The sequence below is a fragment of the Streptomyces sp. NPDC026589 genome, assembly GCF_040638385.1.
In the GTDB taxonomy this organism is placed as follows: Bacteria; Actinomycetota; Actinomycetes; order Streptomycetales; family Streptomycetaceae; genus Streptomyces.
On sequence record NZ_JBEZYG010000014.1, the window covers coordinates 80,331 to 94,288 of the forward strand.

23 protein-coding genes are annotated in these 13,958 nt (G+C 72.6%); all 23 read left to right on the top strand.

Annotated elements, in window-relative coordinates; all coding sequences use genetic code 11:
* The first annotated feature begins 4 nt into the window (after positions 1 to 4).
* The 23 genes from AB0F29_RS23925 (at position 5) to AB0F29_RS24035 (ending at position 13,957) form a co-directional block, all read left to right on the top strand.
* Positions 5 to 589 (top strand): helix-turn-helix domain-containing protein, encoded by a 585-nt coding sequence (locus tag AB0F29_RS23925; RefSeq protein WP_361875302.1) that lies wholly within the window; start codon positions 5 to 7, stop codon positions 587 to 589.
* On the top strand, positions 586 to 819 hold the full coding sequence (locus tag AB0F29_RS23930; RefSeq protein WP_361875305.1) for an aromatic ring-opening dioxygenase LigA: 234 nt from the start codon (positions 586 to 588) through the stop codon (positions 817 to 819). The genes AB0F29_RS23925 and AB0F29_RS23930 overlap by 4 nt, the downstream gene beginning before the upstream one ends.
* Complete coding sequence (locus AB0F29_RS23935) at positions 816 to 1,415, top strand: hypothetical protein (RefSeq protein WP_361875308.1); 600 nt, start codon at positions 816 to 818, stop codon at positions 1,413 to 1,415. Before AB0F29_RS23930 ends, AB0F29_RS23935 begins: the two co-directional genes overlap by 4 nt.
* 85 nt (positions 1,416 to 1,500) lie before the next feature.
* Positions 1,501 to 2,409: a mucin-2 gene (locus tag AB0F29_RS23940; RefSeq protein ID WP_361875310.1), complete on the top strand. Its 909-nt coding sequence runs from the start codon at positions 1,501 to 1,503 to the stop codon at positions 2,407 to 2,409.
* Complete coding sequence (locus AB0F29_RS23945) at positions 2,406 to 3,092, top strand: cell surface glycoprotein (RefSeq protein ID WP_361875313.1); 687 nt, start codon at positions 2,406 to 2,408, stop codon at positions 3,090 to 3,092. The genes AB0F29_RS23940 and AB0F29_RS23945 overlap by 4 nt, the downstream gene beginning before the upstream one ends.
* A complete protein-coding gene (locus AB0F29_RS23950) occupies positions 3,089 to 3,313 on the top strand; it encodes a hypothetical protein (protein WP_361875316.1) in 225 nt (74 codons plus the stop codon). The genes AB0F29_RS23945 and AB0F29_RS23950 overlap by 4 nt, the downstream gene beginning before the upstream one ends.
* Positions 3,310 to 3,471, top strand: coding sequence for a hypothetical protein (locus tag AB0F29_RS23955; protein WP_361875319.1), 162 nt, complete (start codon positions 3,310 to 3,312; stop codon positions 3,469 to 3,471). The genes AB0F29_RS23950 and AB0F29_RS23955 overlap by 4 nt, the downstream gene beginning before the upstream one ends.
* 131 nt (positions 3,472 to 3,602) lie before the next feature.
* The gene (locus AB0F29_RS23960) at positions 3,603 to 4,082 is read left to right on the top strand and encodes an HNH endonuclease signature motif containing protein (protein WP_361875322.1); all 480 of its coding nucleotides are present in this window, start codon (positions 3,603 to 3,605) and stop codon (positions 4,080 to 4,082) included.
* The gene (locus AB0F29_RS23965) at positions 4,082 to 4,594 is read left to right on the top strand and encodes a single-stranded DNA-binding protein (protein ID WP_361875325.1); all 513 of its coding nucleotides are present in this window, start codon (positions 4,082 to 4,084) and stop codon (positions 4,592 to 4,594) included. The genes AB0F29_RS23960 and AB0F29_RS23965 overlap by 1 nt, the downstream gene beginning before the upstream one ends.
* A gap of 84 nt (positions 4,595 to 4,678) precedes the next feature.
* Positions 4,679 to 6,322 (top strand): hypothetical protein, encoded by a 1,644-nt coding sequence (locus AB0F29_RS23970; RefSeq protein WP_361875328.1) that lies wholly within the window; start codon positions 4,679 to 4,681, stop codon positions 6,320 to 6,322.
* Positions 6,319 to 6,498 (top strand): hypothetical protein, encoded by a 180-nt coding sequence (locus AB0F29_RS23975; protein ID WP_361875331.1) that lies wholly within the window; start codon positions 6,319 to 6,321, stop codon positions 6,496 to 6,498. Before AB0F29_RS23970 ends, AB0F29_RS23975 begins: the two co-directional genes overlap by 4 nt.
* The gene (locus AB0F29_RS23980) at positions 6,495 to 6,719 is read left to right on the top strand and encodes a hypothetical protein (protein ID WP_361875334.1); all 225 of its coding nucleotides are present in this window, start codon (positions 6,495 to 6,497) and stop codon (positions 6,717 to 6,719) included. The genes AB0F29_RS23975 and AB0F29_RS23980 overlap by 4 nt, the downstream gene beginning before the upstream one ends.
* Positions 6,720 to 6,839: 120 nt before the next feature.
* The gene (locus tag AB0F29_RS23985) at positions 6,840 to 7,118 is read left to right on the top strand and encodes a hypothetical protein (RefSeq protein ID WP_361875337.1); all 279 of its coding nucleotides are present in this window, start codon (positions 6,840 to 6,842) and stop codon (positions 7,116 to 7,118) included.
* The gene (locus AB0F29_RS23990) at positions 7,118 to 7,684 is read left to right on the top strand and encodes a hypothetical protein (RefSeq protein ID WP_361875340.1); all 567 of its coding nucleotides are present in this window, start codon (positions 7,118 to 7,120) and stop codon (positions 7,682 to 7,684) included. The genes AB0F29_RS23985 and AB0F29_RS23990 overlap by 1 nt, the downstream gene beginning before the upstream one ends.
* A complete protein-coding gene (locus tag AB0F29_RS23995; protein ID WP_361875343.1) occupies positions 7,681 to 8,853 on the top strand; it encodes a hypothetical protein in 1,173 nt (390 codons plus the stop codon). Before AB0F29_RS23990 ends, AB0F29_RS23995 begins: the two co-directional genes overlap by 4 nt.
* Complete coding sequence (locus AB0F29_RS24000; protein ID WP_361875346.1) at positions 8,850 to 9,695, top strand: hypothetical protein; 846 nt, start codon at positions 8,850 to 8,852, stop codon at positions 9,693 to 9,695. The genes AB0F29_RS23995 and AB0F29_RS24000 overlap by 4 nt, the downstream gene beginning before the upstream one ends.
* A 278-nt stretch (positions 9,696 to 9,973) precedes the next feature.
* Positions 9,974 to 10,384 (top strand): hypothetical protein, encoded by a 411-nt coding sequence (locus AB0F29_RS24005; protein ID WP_361875349.1) that lies wholly within the window; start codon positions 9,974 to 9,976, stop codon positions 10,382 to 10,384.
* A gap of 10 nt (positions 10,385 to 10,394) precedes the next feature.
* On the top strand, positions 10,395 to 10,820 hold the full coding sequence (locus AB0F29_RS24010) for a hypothetical protein (RefSeq protein ID WP_361875352.1): 426 nt from the start codon (positions 10,395 to 10,397) through the stop codon (positions 10,818 to 10,820).
* 76 nt (positions 10,821 to 10,896) lie between these two features.
* Positions 10,897 to 11,157, top strand: a complete 261-nt coding sequence (locus AB0F29_RS24015) for a hypothetical protein (RefSeq protein WP_361875355.1) — start codon at positions 10,897 to 10,899, stop codon at positions 11,155 to 11,157.
* A gap of 150 nt (positions 11,158 to 11,307) precedes the next feature.
* Complete coding sequence (locus tag AB0F29_RS24020; protein ID WP_361875358.1) at positions 11,308 to 11,748, top strand: hypothetical protein; 441 nt, start codon at positions 11,308 to 11,310, stop codon at positions 11,746 to 11,748.
* A gap of 206 nt (positions 11,749 to 11,954) precedes the next feature.
* The gene (locus AB0F29_RS24025; RefSeq protein ID WP_361875361.1) at positions 11,955 to 12,146 is read left to right on the top strand and encodes a hypothetical protein; all 192 of its coding nucleotides are present in this window, start codon (positions 11,955 to 11,957) and stop codon (positions 12,144 to 12,146) included.
* 40 nt (positions 12,147 to 12,186) lie between these two features.
* Positions 12,187 to 12,735 carry a helix-turn-helix domain-containing protein gene (locus AB0F29_RS24030; RefSeq protein ID WP_361875363.1) on the top strand — a complete coding sequence of 183 codons (549 nt, stop codon included), beginning with the start codon at positions 12,187 to 12,189 and terminating at the stop codon, positions 12,733 to 12,735.
* Positions 12,725 to 13,957, top strand: a complete 1,233-nt coding sequence (locus AB0F29_RS24035; RefSeq protein ID WP_361875365.1) for a PBSX family phage terminase large subunit — start codon at positions 12,725 to 12,727, stop codon at positions 13,955 to 13,957. Before AB0F29_RS24030 ends, AB0F29_RS24035 begins: the two co-directional genes overlap by 11 nt.
* The last annotated feature ends 1 nt before the right edge of the window (position 13,958 follow it).

The following is a 13,958-nucleotide window of genomic DNA, read 5'->3' on the forward strand; positions in this document are numbered from 1 at the left end:
CACCATGCGCATCATCACCGCCGCCGAGCGTGCACAGGCCGCCGAGCTGCTGAACACCGGCGCGTCGGATCGCGCCATCGCCGCCGCTGTCGGAATCGACCGCGCGACCGTCGCACGCATGCGCCGCGCTCTCGACGTGCCGCCCGCGCCCCGCCCGGCACCGCCGAACCGCTCGACGCTCACCGTCGAGGAGAAGTGGCGGACGTTCGTCACTCCGGCCGACGAGCGCGGCCACATGACGTGGACGGGCCGACTCGCGGGCGGCGCCACGCCCGTCATGTCGTACGCGGGACGCGCGATCACGGCCCGGCCCGTCGCGTACCGCATGCATACCGGCCGCGACCCCATCGGGTACGTCCGGCCCGGATGCGGCCGACTGGACTGCGTCACCCCGGAGCACCAGGAAGACGAGCAGGACCGGGTGCGCGAACGGGCCGAACTCGGCGCGATGCTCGGCCGCCGCTCGCGTGTGACCGAGTGCCGCCGGGGCCACTCGGCCGCCACTCACCGCCGGTACCTCGCGGACGGGTCCGCGTACTGCGGAGCGTGCAACAAGGAGAACAAGCAGGCGCGGCAGGCCGCACCGTGACGGCCGCCGCCCGCCTCGACCGGGCCCGCCGCCACCTCGACACTCCGCCGCCCGCCACGGTCCCCGGACAGCTCGCCGTCGAGGTCGAGCGCCCGCCGCGCCCGTGCGAGGACGGCAACCCCCAGTGCGCCGCGCTTCCGACCCGCCCGTACCCATGCGGCCCCCGGTGCGACGACCACCAGCCGAGCATCACCCGCCCGTACTACCAGCCGAGGAGGTCCGCCCCGTGACCGTGACGCTGCTGCCGCCGATCTCTTACGGCCTTGCCGCCCACCGCGACGACCAGGCGCTCACGGAGGGCCCGCGGTTCGTACGTACCGGCGGCATGTCCCGCTGGCACCGGCCCCGCTCCGGTGTCCTCATGGCCGACGCCCGCACGATCTATACCGTGTGGTGCGGGCAGCAGGTCGGAGGACTCAGCCGGGCCGCCGCGATGCTCACCGCCGAGGCCGTGCTCGACGATCTGCCGGTGTGCGCCACATGCGACGGGCGGGCCGTCGGTGCCGGGCAGGAGACCGACGGTCCGGCCGGCCGACGGCTGCTGTTCGGGCCCCGCACCCTCACCCCGCCCCGGTCGTGCCCCGGCTCCCGGACGGACCTGTACGAGCCCCTGCCGGGCGACACGACGGGCCAGTGCCTCGCCTGCGGCGACACGCACCCGCTGAGGGCCATGGGCGGCCCGTACGCCTCCCGGTACGCCATCGTCCAGCACCCGCCCGGTGAGGCCCTGTTCGCGCCGTGTGCGTTCCACCGGTGGCGTCACCCCGCCCGCGACCGCGAGGGGCGCCTCGCCTGCGCCTGCGGACGTCCCCTCTCCACCCCCTGACGGCCCGGGGGCGAGGCCGAGCCGCCGCGCCCCTCGCCCCCGGCGCCCACCCTGAACGGAGCAACACCCAGTGCCATGGTTCAAAGTGGACGACACCGCCCACGTCCACCCCAAGCTGTTGAAGGCCGGTAACCCGGCCGTCGGCTTGTGGATGCGCGCGGGGGCGTACGCCGCGCAGCACCTCACCGAGGGCACCGTTCCCGGTGTCGTCGCCCAGCTCTACGGCACCGCGCCCCAGGCCCGGAAGCTGGTGGCCGCCGGTCTCTGGCACGCGGCCGGCCACTCCTGCCCCCGGTGCCCGCAGCCGAGCAGCGGCGACTACGTGATGCACGACTTCTTGGTCTACAACCCGACCAAATCCGCTGTCGAGAAGGACCGCGAGAAGGCAGCCGACCGCCAGCGCCGAGCCCGCGAAAAGGCGACGGAGCGACAGAACCAGACGCGTAATCGTTCCGATCAGCCGCGCGAAAGCGACTCTTTCGCGGGTGAAAGATCGGCCGAAAAAACCGAAAGTGGTTCGGAAAGCATCGCGTTTCCGGATCTCTTTGCAGGTCAGGAGGGGTCGTCACAGCGTGACGGGGTGGACCCGTCACGGTCCCCCCGACCCGACCCGTCCCCTACTACCTCCTACGGAGGTAGTAACCCCCCTAACCCCCAAGGGGGGAAGGGCGCAGCAGCCGCGTTGGTCGATGACTGGTGGGCGTCGTATGGCCGGGGCACGGCGCAGTCCCGGACGACGGTGCGCCGTGCGGTCGAGGACGCCCTCGGCAACGGGCTGGATGCCTCGCTGCTCGCCGCCGCGATGGACCGGCTCGGCCAGACCTCGAAGCCGGTGACGGGCGGGACGCTCCAGTTCGCGCTGTCGGAGATCCGGCGTCCGGCTGCTGGTGCCGCTGTGATCCCGCTGAACCCGCACGCCCCCCGCACTCTCGGCCGCGCCGCCAACGCCGCCGCAGTCATGGCCGAACTGCTCGGACAGGAGAACGCCCAGTGATCGCCGCCCACGTTGCCGCACTGCTCGCCCACGTTGACCGCCTCGACCCCGGCCGCGCCCCCGTCGAGCGCGCCGCCATCGCTGAACGCCTTCAGCAGTGGTGCGACGTCCTCGCCGACGTCGCACCTACCGCTCCGCACCCCGAGGGCCGCGACTGGGACGCCTCGCAGGCTGTGTTCCGCCACATCGCGACGTCGCCGTACCCGATCAAGCCGTCCGACGTGAGCATCCCGTGGGCCGCCTTCAAACGCGATGTGCTGTCCCGCCATTTCGACCCGCTGCCCGACGTCGACCCCGACGACGAACCCGCCTACCGGGCCGCCATCGCCGAACACCGCCGCGCCATCGAGTCCGGCCGCACCGTGGCTACGCCCCGCGCCCTGATGCCGTCCGGCACCCGCGCCGAGCGCGACAAGGCCGCCGCCGACCGACTCGCCCAGCTCGGAACCTACGTGCCTCGCAGCGTCGTTGACGCCCTTGCTACCACCCGGCCGGGCATGACGGAGCGCCGCCGCCTGGCCGTCGCCGGACAGCCGGACCCGTACGCCGTGGCGTGCCCGTGGGAAGCCTGCCGCGCGCCCATCGGCCAGAAGTGCCACACCCGCGGCCGCCCCCGTTCGGACTTCCACGACGCCCGCCTCACCGCCGCCGCTGCTGCCGCACGTCAGGAACAGCCCGCATGACCCCTGACGAACTGGCCGCCCGCGACGAGGCGGAGGCCGCCGCCCGCGAGGCCCGCCACCGCGCCGACTACGACCACCAGGTGCGCGTGCACGAGGCCGCTGCCGTCGAGGAGGCCGCCGCCGCCCGCGACCGAATCGCCGCCCTGATGCGCCGCCCCCCGGTGGCCCGCGAGTCGGCCGGCCGGACCGCCGCCCGCCACGTCACCGGTGCCCGCCGGTGATCCCCGACGCTGTGGCCGCGATCATCGCCGCCACGATCCGGGACCACCCGACCAACACCCCCGAGGAGCAAGGCCACAGGGCCGTGCGCGACCTCCGCGACGCAGGGTGGACCATCGCCGCCCCGGACGTCATCGCCGCCGCTCTACGGGCCGCGTAGCCCCTCACGGAAGGGGGGTGCAACACCGGACAACCGTGCACCCCCCTCCGTGCTACGTTTCTCTCCAGAAACGTACGTACGTTTCCAGCGTTGACCTGTGAGCCGTCGCTCAGACCGGAAGGACCGCGCCCATGCCGCCCAGGCCCCGCCCTACCGCCGCATGGCGCTACTGGTCCCGCGTCGCGTTCGACGGCCCCCTCCCGCTCGTGCGCGGAGTCCTCGGCCACTGCCACGAATGGACCGGCGCCCGCGATCAACCGGGCTACGGCACGTTCTGGCTCGGCCGGACGGTCAAGGTCCACCGGCACGCGTACCGGCTCGCCGGTCTCCCGCTCCCGGCCGACCTCGACGTTGACCACCGCTGCCGCAACCGCGCCTGTGTCCGCCCGAGCCACCTCCGCGCCGTCACGCACCGCGTGAACATCCTCGCCAGCACCAATCACGTCGCGCTGAGGGCCGCGCAAAAGGCGTGCCACCGCGGCCACGAATTCGACGCCGAGAACACCATCCGGGCCCGCAACGGGACCCGGAAGTGCAGGCGCTGCAAGAACTCCGCCGCCCGCGCCACCCGTACCGCACGCACCACCACCCCCGAAAGGACCGCAGCCTGATGGCAGGCGAAACCGTGATCACCATCGTCGGCAACTTGGTTGACGACCCCGAGTTGAAGTTCACCCCGGCCAGCCACGCCGTGGCCAAGTTCCGCATGGCGTCCACCCCCCGCACGTTCGACCGCCAGACGAACGAGTGGAAAGACGGCGAGAGCCTGTTCCTTACCGTCACCGCCTGGCGCAGCCTCGGCGAAAACGTCGCCGACTCACTCCAGCGCGGCATGCGCGTCATCGTCCGAGGCGCCCTGAAACAGCGGTCGTACGAGGACCGCGAAGGCATCAAGCGCACCGTGTACGAGGTCGAGGCCGAGGAAGTCGGCCCGTCACTTAAGACAGCCACCGCCGCCGTCAGGAAGACCAACGGCAACCAGGCCCGCCAGTCCCAGCAGCAGCCCAGCACAGGCGGATACGGGGCACAGCAGCCCGCAGGCGACCAGTGGAACACCGGCCAGCAGCAGCCCCAGCAGCAGAACGGATGGGGACAGCAGCCCGCAGGCGAACCCCCCTTCTGACCTTCCCCGCGCGGCGACCGGTCGCACCGCTTGCCGCGCGCGTGAGCAACCCACGCCCCCTCGCTCCACATTCGAGAGGACCCCATGAACACCCAGCCCGAAACCATCTGTGCGTCCCGCCGTGACGTACTGCCGTGCATCCTCACCGAGCACCATGCTGCACCGCTGCACGAGGACGAGAAGGGCTACACGTGGCCGACCGCTACCGCCGAGCGGGAGAACGCTGTGCTGATCGAGCACGCCCGGACCATCGGCATGGTCGAGCCCGAGAAGGCCCCGGCGTTCGTCGCCGCCTACCGGGCGCACGTTGAGCAACGGTCGGCCGCCGTGGGGGAAGAGACGCTGCCCCAGCTCGACGAGATCACCGCCGAGGACGCCGCCGCGTTCGTCGCCGCCGAGCCGTGCACGGACCCGAGTCATACCGGCCCGATCAGGGCGCAGCTGGGGTGCACCGGGCCCGACCCGGCCGAGCAGCCCGACTACGGCCCCGTACCGGAGGCGTGGCCAGCGTGGTCCGCGCTCCGCAGCACCCTCACACGGTCTGTGGCGTCCGACGAGGCGGATCGGCTGATCACCGATTACTACCGCGCCACCGTCCGTCGCGCCCAGGTCGCTGCCGCCGAGCCGTTCGCACCCCGCACCAAGCGCGCCTACTGGCAGGCCATAGCCGACGCTCTGAACGCCGCCGAGGCCGCAGGGATGCCGGTCGGGATCGACCTGGACGGCACGCTCACCGACCACCGTGCGTGGTCCGTCGTGTGGGACCGGGACGCCAAGCGCTGGACGCTCGCCGGGTACGACGACGAGCCCGAGGGCACCAAGGAGGCCGACGACGAGGGCCAGGAGCAGCCGCCCGTGATCGCCCCGGCCGCCGACGAGCCCCCGTTCCTCGACCCGTTCACCGAGGCCGCCGTACGCCGCGGGGCACTGCTCGGCGGCGCCGACGCGATCGAGGCACTGCCCCAGGACTACGAGTGCGACCCCGGCCGCGGTGACGCCGTCAAGCTGCTGCGCCGCCTCGCCGGGCTCACCGCGACCACGGAGCAGCCGGCCGGGCTGACGTGGGAAGCACGCGCCGAGCACGCCGTCCGCCTGTACGCCACGACCGCCATTGAGCTGGAAGACGCCCGCCGCGAAAACGGCCGGCTCCGCGACCGCCTCGCCGAGCTGGAACAAGGCCAGGCCGACGCCGACCACCTCGACGCCGAGCACCCCGACACCATCGCGGCCCTGGTCGACGAGATCGCCGACGACATCCCCCACCGCCGCGCCCCGCAGATCGCCGCCACCTACCTCAACCGGCACGCACGGCTGCTCGCCTCGCAGATCGCCGCACTCGGTCAGGCCCGCGGCTGGTCGACGTGGGCCGCCGAGTTCATCCACCCCGACCGCGAGTTCGTCGACCCCGCCAAGGACGACCACCAGGCCGCCGCAGGGCAGCGCGACAACCTCGACTTCAACCGCGGCGACACCGTGGCCGCGGTCCGTGACGCGTTGCTCGACCCCAACGAGCACACCCCCGAGACCGCCCTCGCCGCCGCCCGCGTGCTGCTCGCGGCGCACACCCGCCTGCTTGCTGACGAGGCCCACGAGCACACCTCGCAGCGAGGCAAGGAGATGCACGCCGAGGGCTACCGGGGCCGTGTCGCGTGGTGCAGCGGCATGCGCGAGGTGGCCATGTTGCTCGGCGCCCGTGCCGACGCCCTCGCCCCCCAGGCCGGCCGATGAGCACCCCGTCCCCGGCGCCCGCCGTCACGCTGCTCCATCCCCGCATGTTCGGCCGCACCAACGCCGCCCTGGCCGCCGCCGACCAGCTCGCCGCCGACGGCCACCACGTCCACTACGCCGCCAGCGGAGAAACCCGCTGCCACACCGGCCACTGCACCCCGAAGGACACCCTGTGAGCACCCGCACGCGTACCCGCCTTCGGTGGCGCTACTGGGCGCACCGCACCGGGCTGATCCCGTCCACGGCGTACCAGTTCCTCGGCGTTCCGTACGGCACCGCCGGGCAGCGCCGCCGCCGACGTGATCGGGCCCTCGCCCGCCTCGCCCGCACCGAGCCCACCGGATGCACCCCCACCTGCCCGACGTGCCGAGTCCTCGCCGACCGGGCCCGCGAGTGAGCGACGAACGAGACCCCGGCTACTGCTTCACCTGCCGCCGCGTGTGCGGCTCCCAGCCCCACCGCTGACCGCACCGGGGCCCGCCACCACGGCGGGCCCCGCCACCCCGGAGAACCATTCATGGCCCGCAGACTCGTTTCCGACGACCAGGCGCTGTTCCGCGTCGTCGTCATCCGCAAGGAACGCCGCGACAACCCCGACTGGGAGCGTGGCAACATCACCTCCCCGCGGTTCCTTTGGGACGGCCCGGAGTACACCACCGCGTACGGCCCGTACAACACGGTCGGCGCTGCTCGCGGACAGCTCACGCACCACACCACGGACGCGTACGGCGAGCCGGTCAAGGGTGTCGTGTCCGGCCACATCGAGAAGGCCCGGACGACTTGGGAGCGTGTGTGATGGCCCCCCGCAGCCGGCCGAGCAAGGAGCGCCGCGCCCGCCACCGCGCCGCCGCCGAGCGCACCGCCCGCCGTGACTCCCTCCTCGCGCTGCTCTCCCGCATCCAGCGCAGCATCCCCGTCACCCCCACCGAGGCCGCGCTACTCCGCGCACACGTCGAGGTCGAGCTGACCGACGCCGACACCGCCCGTACCGCACTCGGCCGGCAGGAGGCGCAGCACCGGCAGCAGCTCGCCGCCGCGCACGATGCAATCCGCGAAGCCGAGCAGGACGCCGCCGACCTTGCCGAGCAGCTGCTCGCGTACCGGGCCGTCGAGGCGCAGCGCCAGGCGTACGCCGACACGTACGCCGGACGCCTCGACGCACTCCGCGAGCAGACCGGCGAGGCGCTGCTCGCCGGAGCCGAGGAGGCCCTACGCCGTGCGTTGACCGCCGAGGTCACCCTCGGCCGCGTGCGCGCTCTCGCCGTCGACATGCGCACGTGGTGTAGCCCCCACGGCATCGCCGCCGACTACGCCGACCGCATCGAGCAGACCCTCAACACCACCCCGGAGCCGCAGCCGTGACCACCGTCCCCATCACCGCCGTCCGCCAGGCCCTCGACGACACCGAGGCCGCCCTCGCACGACTCCGCCCCGCCCTCGGCGCCGCGTACGGCATCGCCGGAGAGAACCTGACCCGATCCGCGGGCCAGCTCGACGTTGCCGAGCGCGCCCAGGCCGCCGCCGAACGCCGCGCCGAAGATGCCGAGCGCCAGTTGCGGGCCCTCCGCGGCGTCACCGACACCGCCCGCGCCGAGCAGGCCGAGACGAAGCTCGCCGAAGCCGAACGCCGCATCAGCATCCTGGCCGCCGTGGACGAGGGCCGCGCCCATGGTGCCCGGCGCATCATGAACGAACGCGACCAGGCACAGCAGCGCGCCACGGCCGCCGAGCAGCGTCTCGACAAGCACCGCCGCACCCTCGCCGCCATCCTCGCCCGATCGGCCGAGACCCCGCTCGACGAACTCACCGAGTACGCCGCGAAGACCCTCACCCGCAGTGGCGAGCGGCTGCTCGACGCCGGGGAACGCCTCGACGCCGCCGAGAAGGCGCGCGCCGAGGCCGAGCGCGCCACGCAGACGCTTCTGCGGATCAAGCACGCCCGCACCGCCGCCGACGCCTGGACCGCTCTCGGCACGCACTACCACCTGTCCCCTACCGAGGCCGGCCGCCGCGCCCGCGACTGGCGCAGCACCGCCGAACGGGACGCCACCAAGCGCGCCGAGACCGCGTCCGTGCTTGGTGCCCGGTACATGGGTGACGCCGAGCGGCACCACTCCGCGTGGCAATCGGCCCGCGGCCGTGCCCGCGCGCACTTCGCCGAGCAGCAGCGCATACGCGGGTGGCTGACCCATTGGGCAGACCGTGCCCGCGTCGCCGAGTCGGACGCCGAGCGGTTCCACGCCGCGTGGCAGAACGCCCGGCTCCGCGCCAAGCAGGCCAAGGCGCGCGAGGAGAAGGCCAACGAGCGCGCCGAGCGGCACCACAACACGCGCCGCAGGTGGTTGGAGCTCGCCGACGAGGCGACCGAAAGGGAGGCAGGCCGCGCCCGCCGTGCCGGGCAGCGCCTTGCCGCCGTCCGGCAGTATCTCGCCGCCGCCCACGCCGCTGACATCACCCCGGGCGTCCGCGACGACCTCGCCCTGATCCTCAACGGGCAGCCCACCACGTACGCGCCTATGGAGGGCCAGTGACCACCCAGCCCAGCATCCGGGGTATTCGGCCCGCCGGATACGTCCTCGACGAGGCCCCCCTCGGCCGCGCCGCCCAGGCCGCCGACGACCTCGCTGCCGTACGCGAGCAGTGGGGCGACCTCCTCACCACAATCGGCCGGCCGCCCCGCGCCGAGTGGCCCCCGCGCGAGTGCCGCGAATGGGAGCAGCCCCCGGCCGCCGCCGAGGACACCCCCGCCGTGGGCCGCCTGCCGCTCGTCCTCCGCGAGCACCCCGCCCCGCTCAACCTCGATGCGCTCGACGCCGCCGTGCGAACGGAAAGAGCATTTTTCGAGCTGTGCGACGTGGTGGCCGCCGCCGTGCAACGCCCCACGCGGTACATCGCCACCGACCAGCACGGCCGAGGCCGCTACAAGCCGGACCCGGCCGACCGCGCCGACCCCGCACGCTGGAACTACGCCAGCCCGACCGACCCGGGCAGCCGCGCGTACGGGCTGCACTGGGCCGCTGTGTGGCTGGAAGGCCGCGCGCTCGGCGAGGGGGCCGACGGCGACCTGTTCACCGCCGTTCGGCCACTGCTTACCGACGAGATTGCCGCGACCGCCCGCCGTGCACGTGCCCGTGTCGAGCGAGCCCTCGGCCGCGACGGACAGCCCACCGCGCTTGACCGGCCGTGCCCGTACTGCCGGGGCCCGCTCACCGCGCACACCCGGAGCGGCGACCCGGCCGCCGCGACCGTCGTGTGCGGTACGGGGAGCAGCTGCACCGCGCCCGTGCTGCTGAACGGGCGCCGCCGCCGCGAGTGGTCGGGAGCCGAGTTGGTCGGGCTGTTCGTGGCGCTGGAGGCCGCAGGGAAGAGGTAGCGGAAAGAACAGGTGAAAGCCCCCGGGTGGCGGGTCCCCGGGGGCTTTCCTGTCTGACGACTTCCACGAGCAGGCGGCATGACTCGCGGCGCGGGTGATCAGCCCCGGGCCGTCCTGATGGCTCACGTAGACGGTAGCTGCCGTGTCGTGCGGAGCATTCAATCTGACGATGAGCCACCCGATCGAGTGAACACCTTGCGGTACTCAGTACCGCTCCCGTACGGTACTCAGTACCGGCGAGGCTCCACACCTCGCCCCCACCCACGGGAGCAACCCCCATGGACACCCACGCCGTACAGGGCGCAGCACACCAGGCCACCGGCCACTACCGCCGCCCCGGCACCCGAACCCTCTACTGCGGACGCCCCACCGGCCCCCGCAACGACCCCTTCCGTACCGTCCGCGGCTGGAAACTCTGCCGGCCGTGCGTCAAGGCCGAAGCCCGCGACCGCGCCGAAGCCGCCGCCGTCGCCGCCGACCACACCGAGGAAGCCGCCCACGCCCGCGCCATCGCCAGCGCCGACCGCTACATAGCCCGCACCGCCCCCGCCGTCGCCCGCTTCCTCGCCGAGGACCGCGCCCGCCGCCCCGCGCCCGCGCCTGCGCCCACGTACATCTACGGCGCCCAGCAGCTCACCATCATCGGCACCCCGCGCCCCGCACAGGGCGCACTCTTCGCCGCCCACTGAAAGGGACACCATGACCGACAACCGCACCACGTATGCCCGGCTCCGAAGCAGAGTCGGCCAAGGGCTGCGCGAGGCCGTGCTCGAAGCGCTCGAACGGCACGAAGCACAGGAGGCCGCCGCCCACAACGCCGTTACACCCTCGACGCTTGCGCTCCTCGCGAGCGACTACGACTCCGCCACCACCGACCGGAGCCGAGCCCAGATCGCCGTAGGCGTTGCCGAGGGGATCAGCCTCGCCGAGGCAGGCACGATCCGCCGCGCCGCGAAGGCAATCGAGCTCGGCATGTCCGGGCTCATCTCCCGAGCCGCCGCAGACGGTATGACCCCCACCGACATCGCCCGCGAGCTTGGGGCCACGCCGAGCTACGTTCGCCGCATCCTCCGCGAGGCCCCCGCCGCCCCGACCGTGAAGACACGGCGAGCCGCCGCCGAATAGCCCACCACACACAGCGGGCCCGCCCGGCACTCCACATGCCGGGCGGGCCCTCACCACCACGGGAGCAACCCCCGCCATGGCTGACAAGAAGCCTATCCGCCGCCGCCCGAGCCCCGTCTCAGTACCCCGCACCGACGCATTCGACGGCGCTCTCACCACCATCATGCGCACCGGCATGACCAAGGCCGACGCGGTACGACTCGCCGTCGAATTCCTCGCCAGCGGACTGGAATCCGCATGGTCCGCAGGGGCCATACCGGACGCCACCGTGCCCCACCGCATGCGCGTGACCGTACAGCGGCAGGACACCCCGCAGGCCGTCGACCAGCGGGTATGACACCCGTACGACCAACTGCGCCCCGCTGTACGACACGGCGGGGCGCAGCCGTGCGACCGGTCGTACCAGTCGGCGCGCGCGGGTAGGACTACAACCCTCCGTCCGCCTCGCCTGTCTCACCGTGCACAGACCTACGTACGGAGTGTCACCGTGAGACGAACCACCGCCCTCCCCGCCGCGCTGCTCGCCGCCGCACTGCTCGCGCTTACTGCCTGCTCGACCGAGCCCGAGCCCGACGCGCCCGCAGCCGACTCGAAGGCGTCCGCCCCGGCCGCGAAGGAGCAGCCGGCCGAGGACGCCGATACCGGCAAGAGCAGCGACGCCGAGAAGAGTGCGGGCATCCCGGACGCACCGACCGGGGCCGCCCTCGACGCGTACCTCGCCGCGATCCGGGACGTGGACCCCGCGATCGTCGAGGACGAGGAGAAGGCGATCGACGCCGGGCGGAACCAGTGCAGCAGCCTCGCGGGCGGGGGCGACAAGGTCGACTGGCTCGCTGCGCAGCGCTTCGGCAACGACGCCCGGCCGCTCACGGACGAGCAGGGCAAGCACCTGAACGCCGCGCTCCGGAAGACGCTCTGCCCCGCGTGACGCCTGTTGCCCAGCGTTATCGATCTGTGATCTAATCAGGGCGGCCCCGGCGTGCCCGAAAACGGCCGCCACCAACACCCCCGCCGCACACCGCGACGGGGGTGTTCTGCATGCCCGGGGCGGGCCGGAAGAGCCGGTAGCGACGGCGGGCGGCGGGAAGTGGCAACCCGCCCGGCCCGCCCCCACCCCGTCGACCAAGGAGCAGCATGTTCAAGAACCGTCCGACCACTGCCGCGATCGGCCAGGCCGCCTACGAGGCGTACGCCGAGGCCGTCGACAACCGCAGCGTCAACGGCGACGAACTGCCCACCTGGGACGCGCTCACCGCGCCCGTGCGCAACGCCTGGCAGCTCTCCGCCGAAGCCGTCCGCCACAAGGTGGAGCTTTCCACCACCTGACACACCACAGACCACCGCGGCGAGGGGGTGACCCGTACCCATGGGCCGACCCATCACTGAGACAGACCGGCGAGCGGTACGACGCCACCACGCCGCGGGTATGTCCCGCAACGACATCGCACGCAAGATCAAGCGCAGTGCGAGCACCGTCTCGAAGATCGCCGCCGAGTGCGATCCCCCGCTCACGTTCAACCGCGCCGCCGAGGTCGCCACCGCAACAGCCGTACGCAAGGCCGACCTTGACCAGCGGCGCACCGAGATGGCGCACCGGCTTCACGACGTGGCCGAGCGCGAACTCGGCAAGATGACCGCCCCAACGCTCTACTGGGAGTGGGGCGGCAAGGACCACACCTACGCGCAGAAGGAGCAGCCCGAGCCGACGCCGGCCGACCGCCGCACCATGATGGCGACCGCCGGGGCCGCGCTCGACCGCAGCCTCAAGCTGCTGCCGCCGAAGACCGACCCCGGCGAGCAGGGCCGGAGCGTAGTCGGCGAGCTGATGGCGGGACTGGCCCGGGACTACGTGGCACGCCACGGCGGGCCGCCCCCGGACGCCGACGACGACCAGGCCGCCGCCGATGAGCCTTAGCCCCGCGCTCTCCCCGAAGCAGATCGATTCGATCATGGAGGCGCGCGCCTTCCAGAACATCTGGGAAGGCTCGGTTCGCTCCGGCAAGACGATCGCCAGCCTGTTGCGCTGGCTCGACTTCGTGGCCAACCGGCCCGAGGGCGGCGAGCTGGTCATGGTCGGGCGCACCCGCGACTCACTCGCGCGGAACGTGTTCGGGCCCTTGACCGATCCGTCGATCTTCGGGCCGCTCGCCCGCGACATCACCTACACCAACGGGGCCCCCACCGCCACGGTGCTGGGCCGCGTCGTGCACACGTTGGGCGCCAACGACGCGCAGGCCGAACCGAAGGTCAGGGGTTTGACGTGCGCGGGCGCGTACGTGGACGAGCTGACCACCCTGCCGCGCACCTTCTATGACCAGCTCAACGCCCGTTGCAGCGTCGAGGGTTCGAAGATCTTCGGGACGACTAACCCGGACAACCCGAACCATTGGGCGCGCAAGGAGTACCTACTCCGCCCGCGCGAGACCCGGCTCCGGTCCTGGCATTTCGTCATGGACGACAACCCCGGGTTGTCGGACGCGTACAAGGCGCGTACCAAGGCGTCGTACCGCGGGCTGTTCTACAAGCGCAACGTGCTCGGCCTGTGGGTCATGGCCGAGGGCGCGATCTACGAGGCGTACGACGAGGCTGCGCACGTCGTCGACTCGCTGCCGGAGATGCGCCGCTACTGGATCGGCGTGGACTACGGCACGGTGAACCCGACGAGCGCCATTCTGCTCGGTCTTGGTGTCGACGACCGGCTGTACGCGGTCGCCGAGTGGCGCCACGACTCCCGCGCCGCACAGCGCCAGATGACCGACGCGCAGTACAGCACCGCGATCCGTGAGTGGGTTGCCGGTCTTGGCGTCCGGCCCGAGTGGACGTTCATTGACCCGTCCGCCGCATCGCTGATCACGCAGCTGTGGAGCGATGGCTACCCGAGCATCGCCCGCGCCTCGAACGAGGTCAGCGACGGGATTAGGAGCGTGGCGTCCGCGCTCGCGGCCGGCCGACTCCGCATCCACCGGTCGTGTACCGGGCTGCTCGACGAGATCCCTGGCTACGTCTGGGACGAGAAGGCGGCCGAGAAGGGTGAGGACAAGCCGATCAAGCTCAACGATCACAGCGTGGACGCGCTCAGGTACGCCGTACACAGCGCCGCCCACGAGTGGCGGCACATCCTCGCCCTAGCCGCCTAGG

Bases quoted from the DNA above. Each gene is read 5' to 3' on its own strand.
- AB0F29_RS23925 (WP_361875302.1), top strand. From the start codon at position 5: ATGCGCATCATCACCGCCGCCGAGCGTGCACAGGCCGCCGAGCTGCTG.
- AB0F29_RS23950 (WP_361875316.1), top strand. From the start codon at position 3,089: ATGACCCCTGACGAACTGGCCGCCCGCGACGAGGCGGAGGCCGCCGCC.
- AB0F29_RS23960 (WP_361875322.1), top strand. From the start codon at position 3,603: ATGCCGCCCAGGCCCCGCCCTACCGCCGCATGGCGCTACTGGTCCCGC.
- AB0F29_RS23965 (WP_361875325.1), top strand. From the start codon at position 4,082: ATGGCAGGCGAAACCGTGATCACCATCGTCGGCAACTTGGTTGACGAC.
- AB0F29_RS23970 (WP_361875328.1), top strand. From the start codon at position 4,679: ATGAACACCCAGCCCGAAACCATCTGTGCGTCCCGCCGTGACGTACTG.
- AB0F29_RS23975 (WP_361875331.1), top strand. From the start codon at position 6,319: ATGAGCACCCCGTCCCCGGCGCCCGCCGTCACGCTGCTCCATCCCCGC.
- AB0F29_RS23985 (WP_361875337.1), top strand. From the start codon at position 6,840: ATGGCCCGCAGACTCGTTTCCGACGACCAGGCGCTGTTCCGCGTCGTC.
- AB0F29_RS23990 (WP_361875340.1), top strand. From the start codon at position 7,118: ATGGCCCCCCGCAGCCGGCCGAGCAAGGAGCGCCGCGCCCGCCACCGC.
- AB0F29_RS24005 (WP_361875349.1), top strand. From the start codon at position 9,974: ATGGACACCCACGCCGTACAGGGCGCAGCACACCAGGCCACCGGCCAC.
- AB0F29_RS24010 (WP_361875352.1), top strand. From the start codon at position 10,395: ATGACCGACAACCGCACCACGTATGCCCGGCTCCGAAGCAGAGTCGGC.
- AB0F29_RS24015 (WP_361875355.1), top strand. From the start codon at position 10,897: ATGGCTGACAAGAAGCCTATCCGCCGCCGCCCGAGCCCCGTCTCAGTA.
- AB0F29_RS24025 (WP_361875361.1), top strand. From the start codon at position 11,955: ATGTTCAAGAACCGTCCGACCACTGCCGCGATCGGCCAGGCCGCCTAC.
- AB0F29_RS24030 (WP_361875363.1), top strand. From the start codon at position 12,187: ATGGGCCGACCCATCACTGAGACAGACCGGCGAGCGGTACGACGCCAC.
- AB0F29_RS24035 (WP_361875365.1), top strand. From the start codon at position 12,725: ATGAGCCTTAGCCCCGCGCTCTCCCCGAAGCAGATCGATTCGATCATG.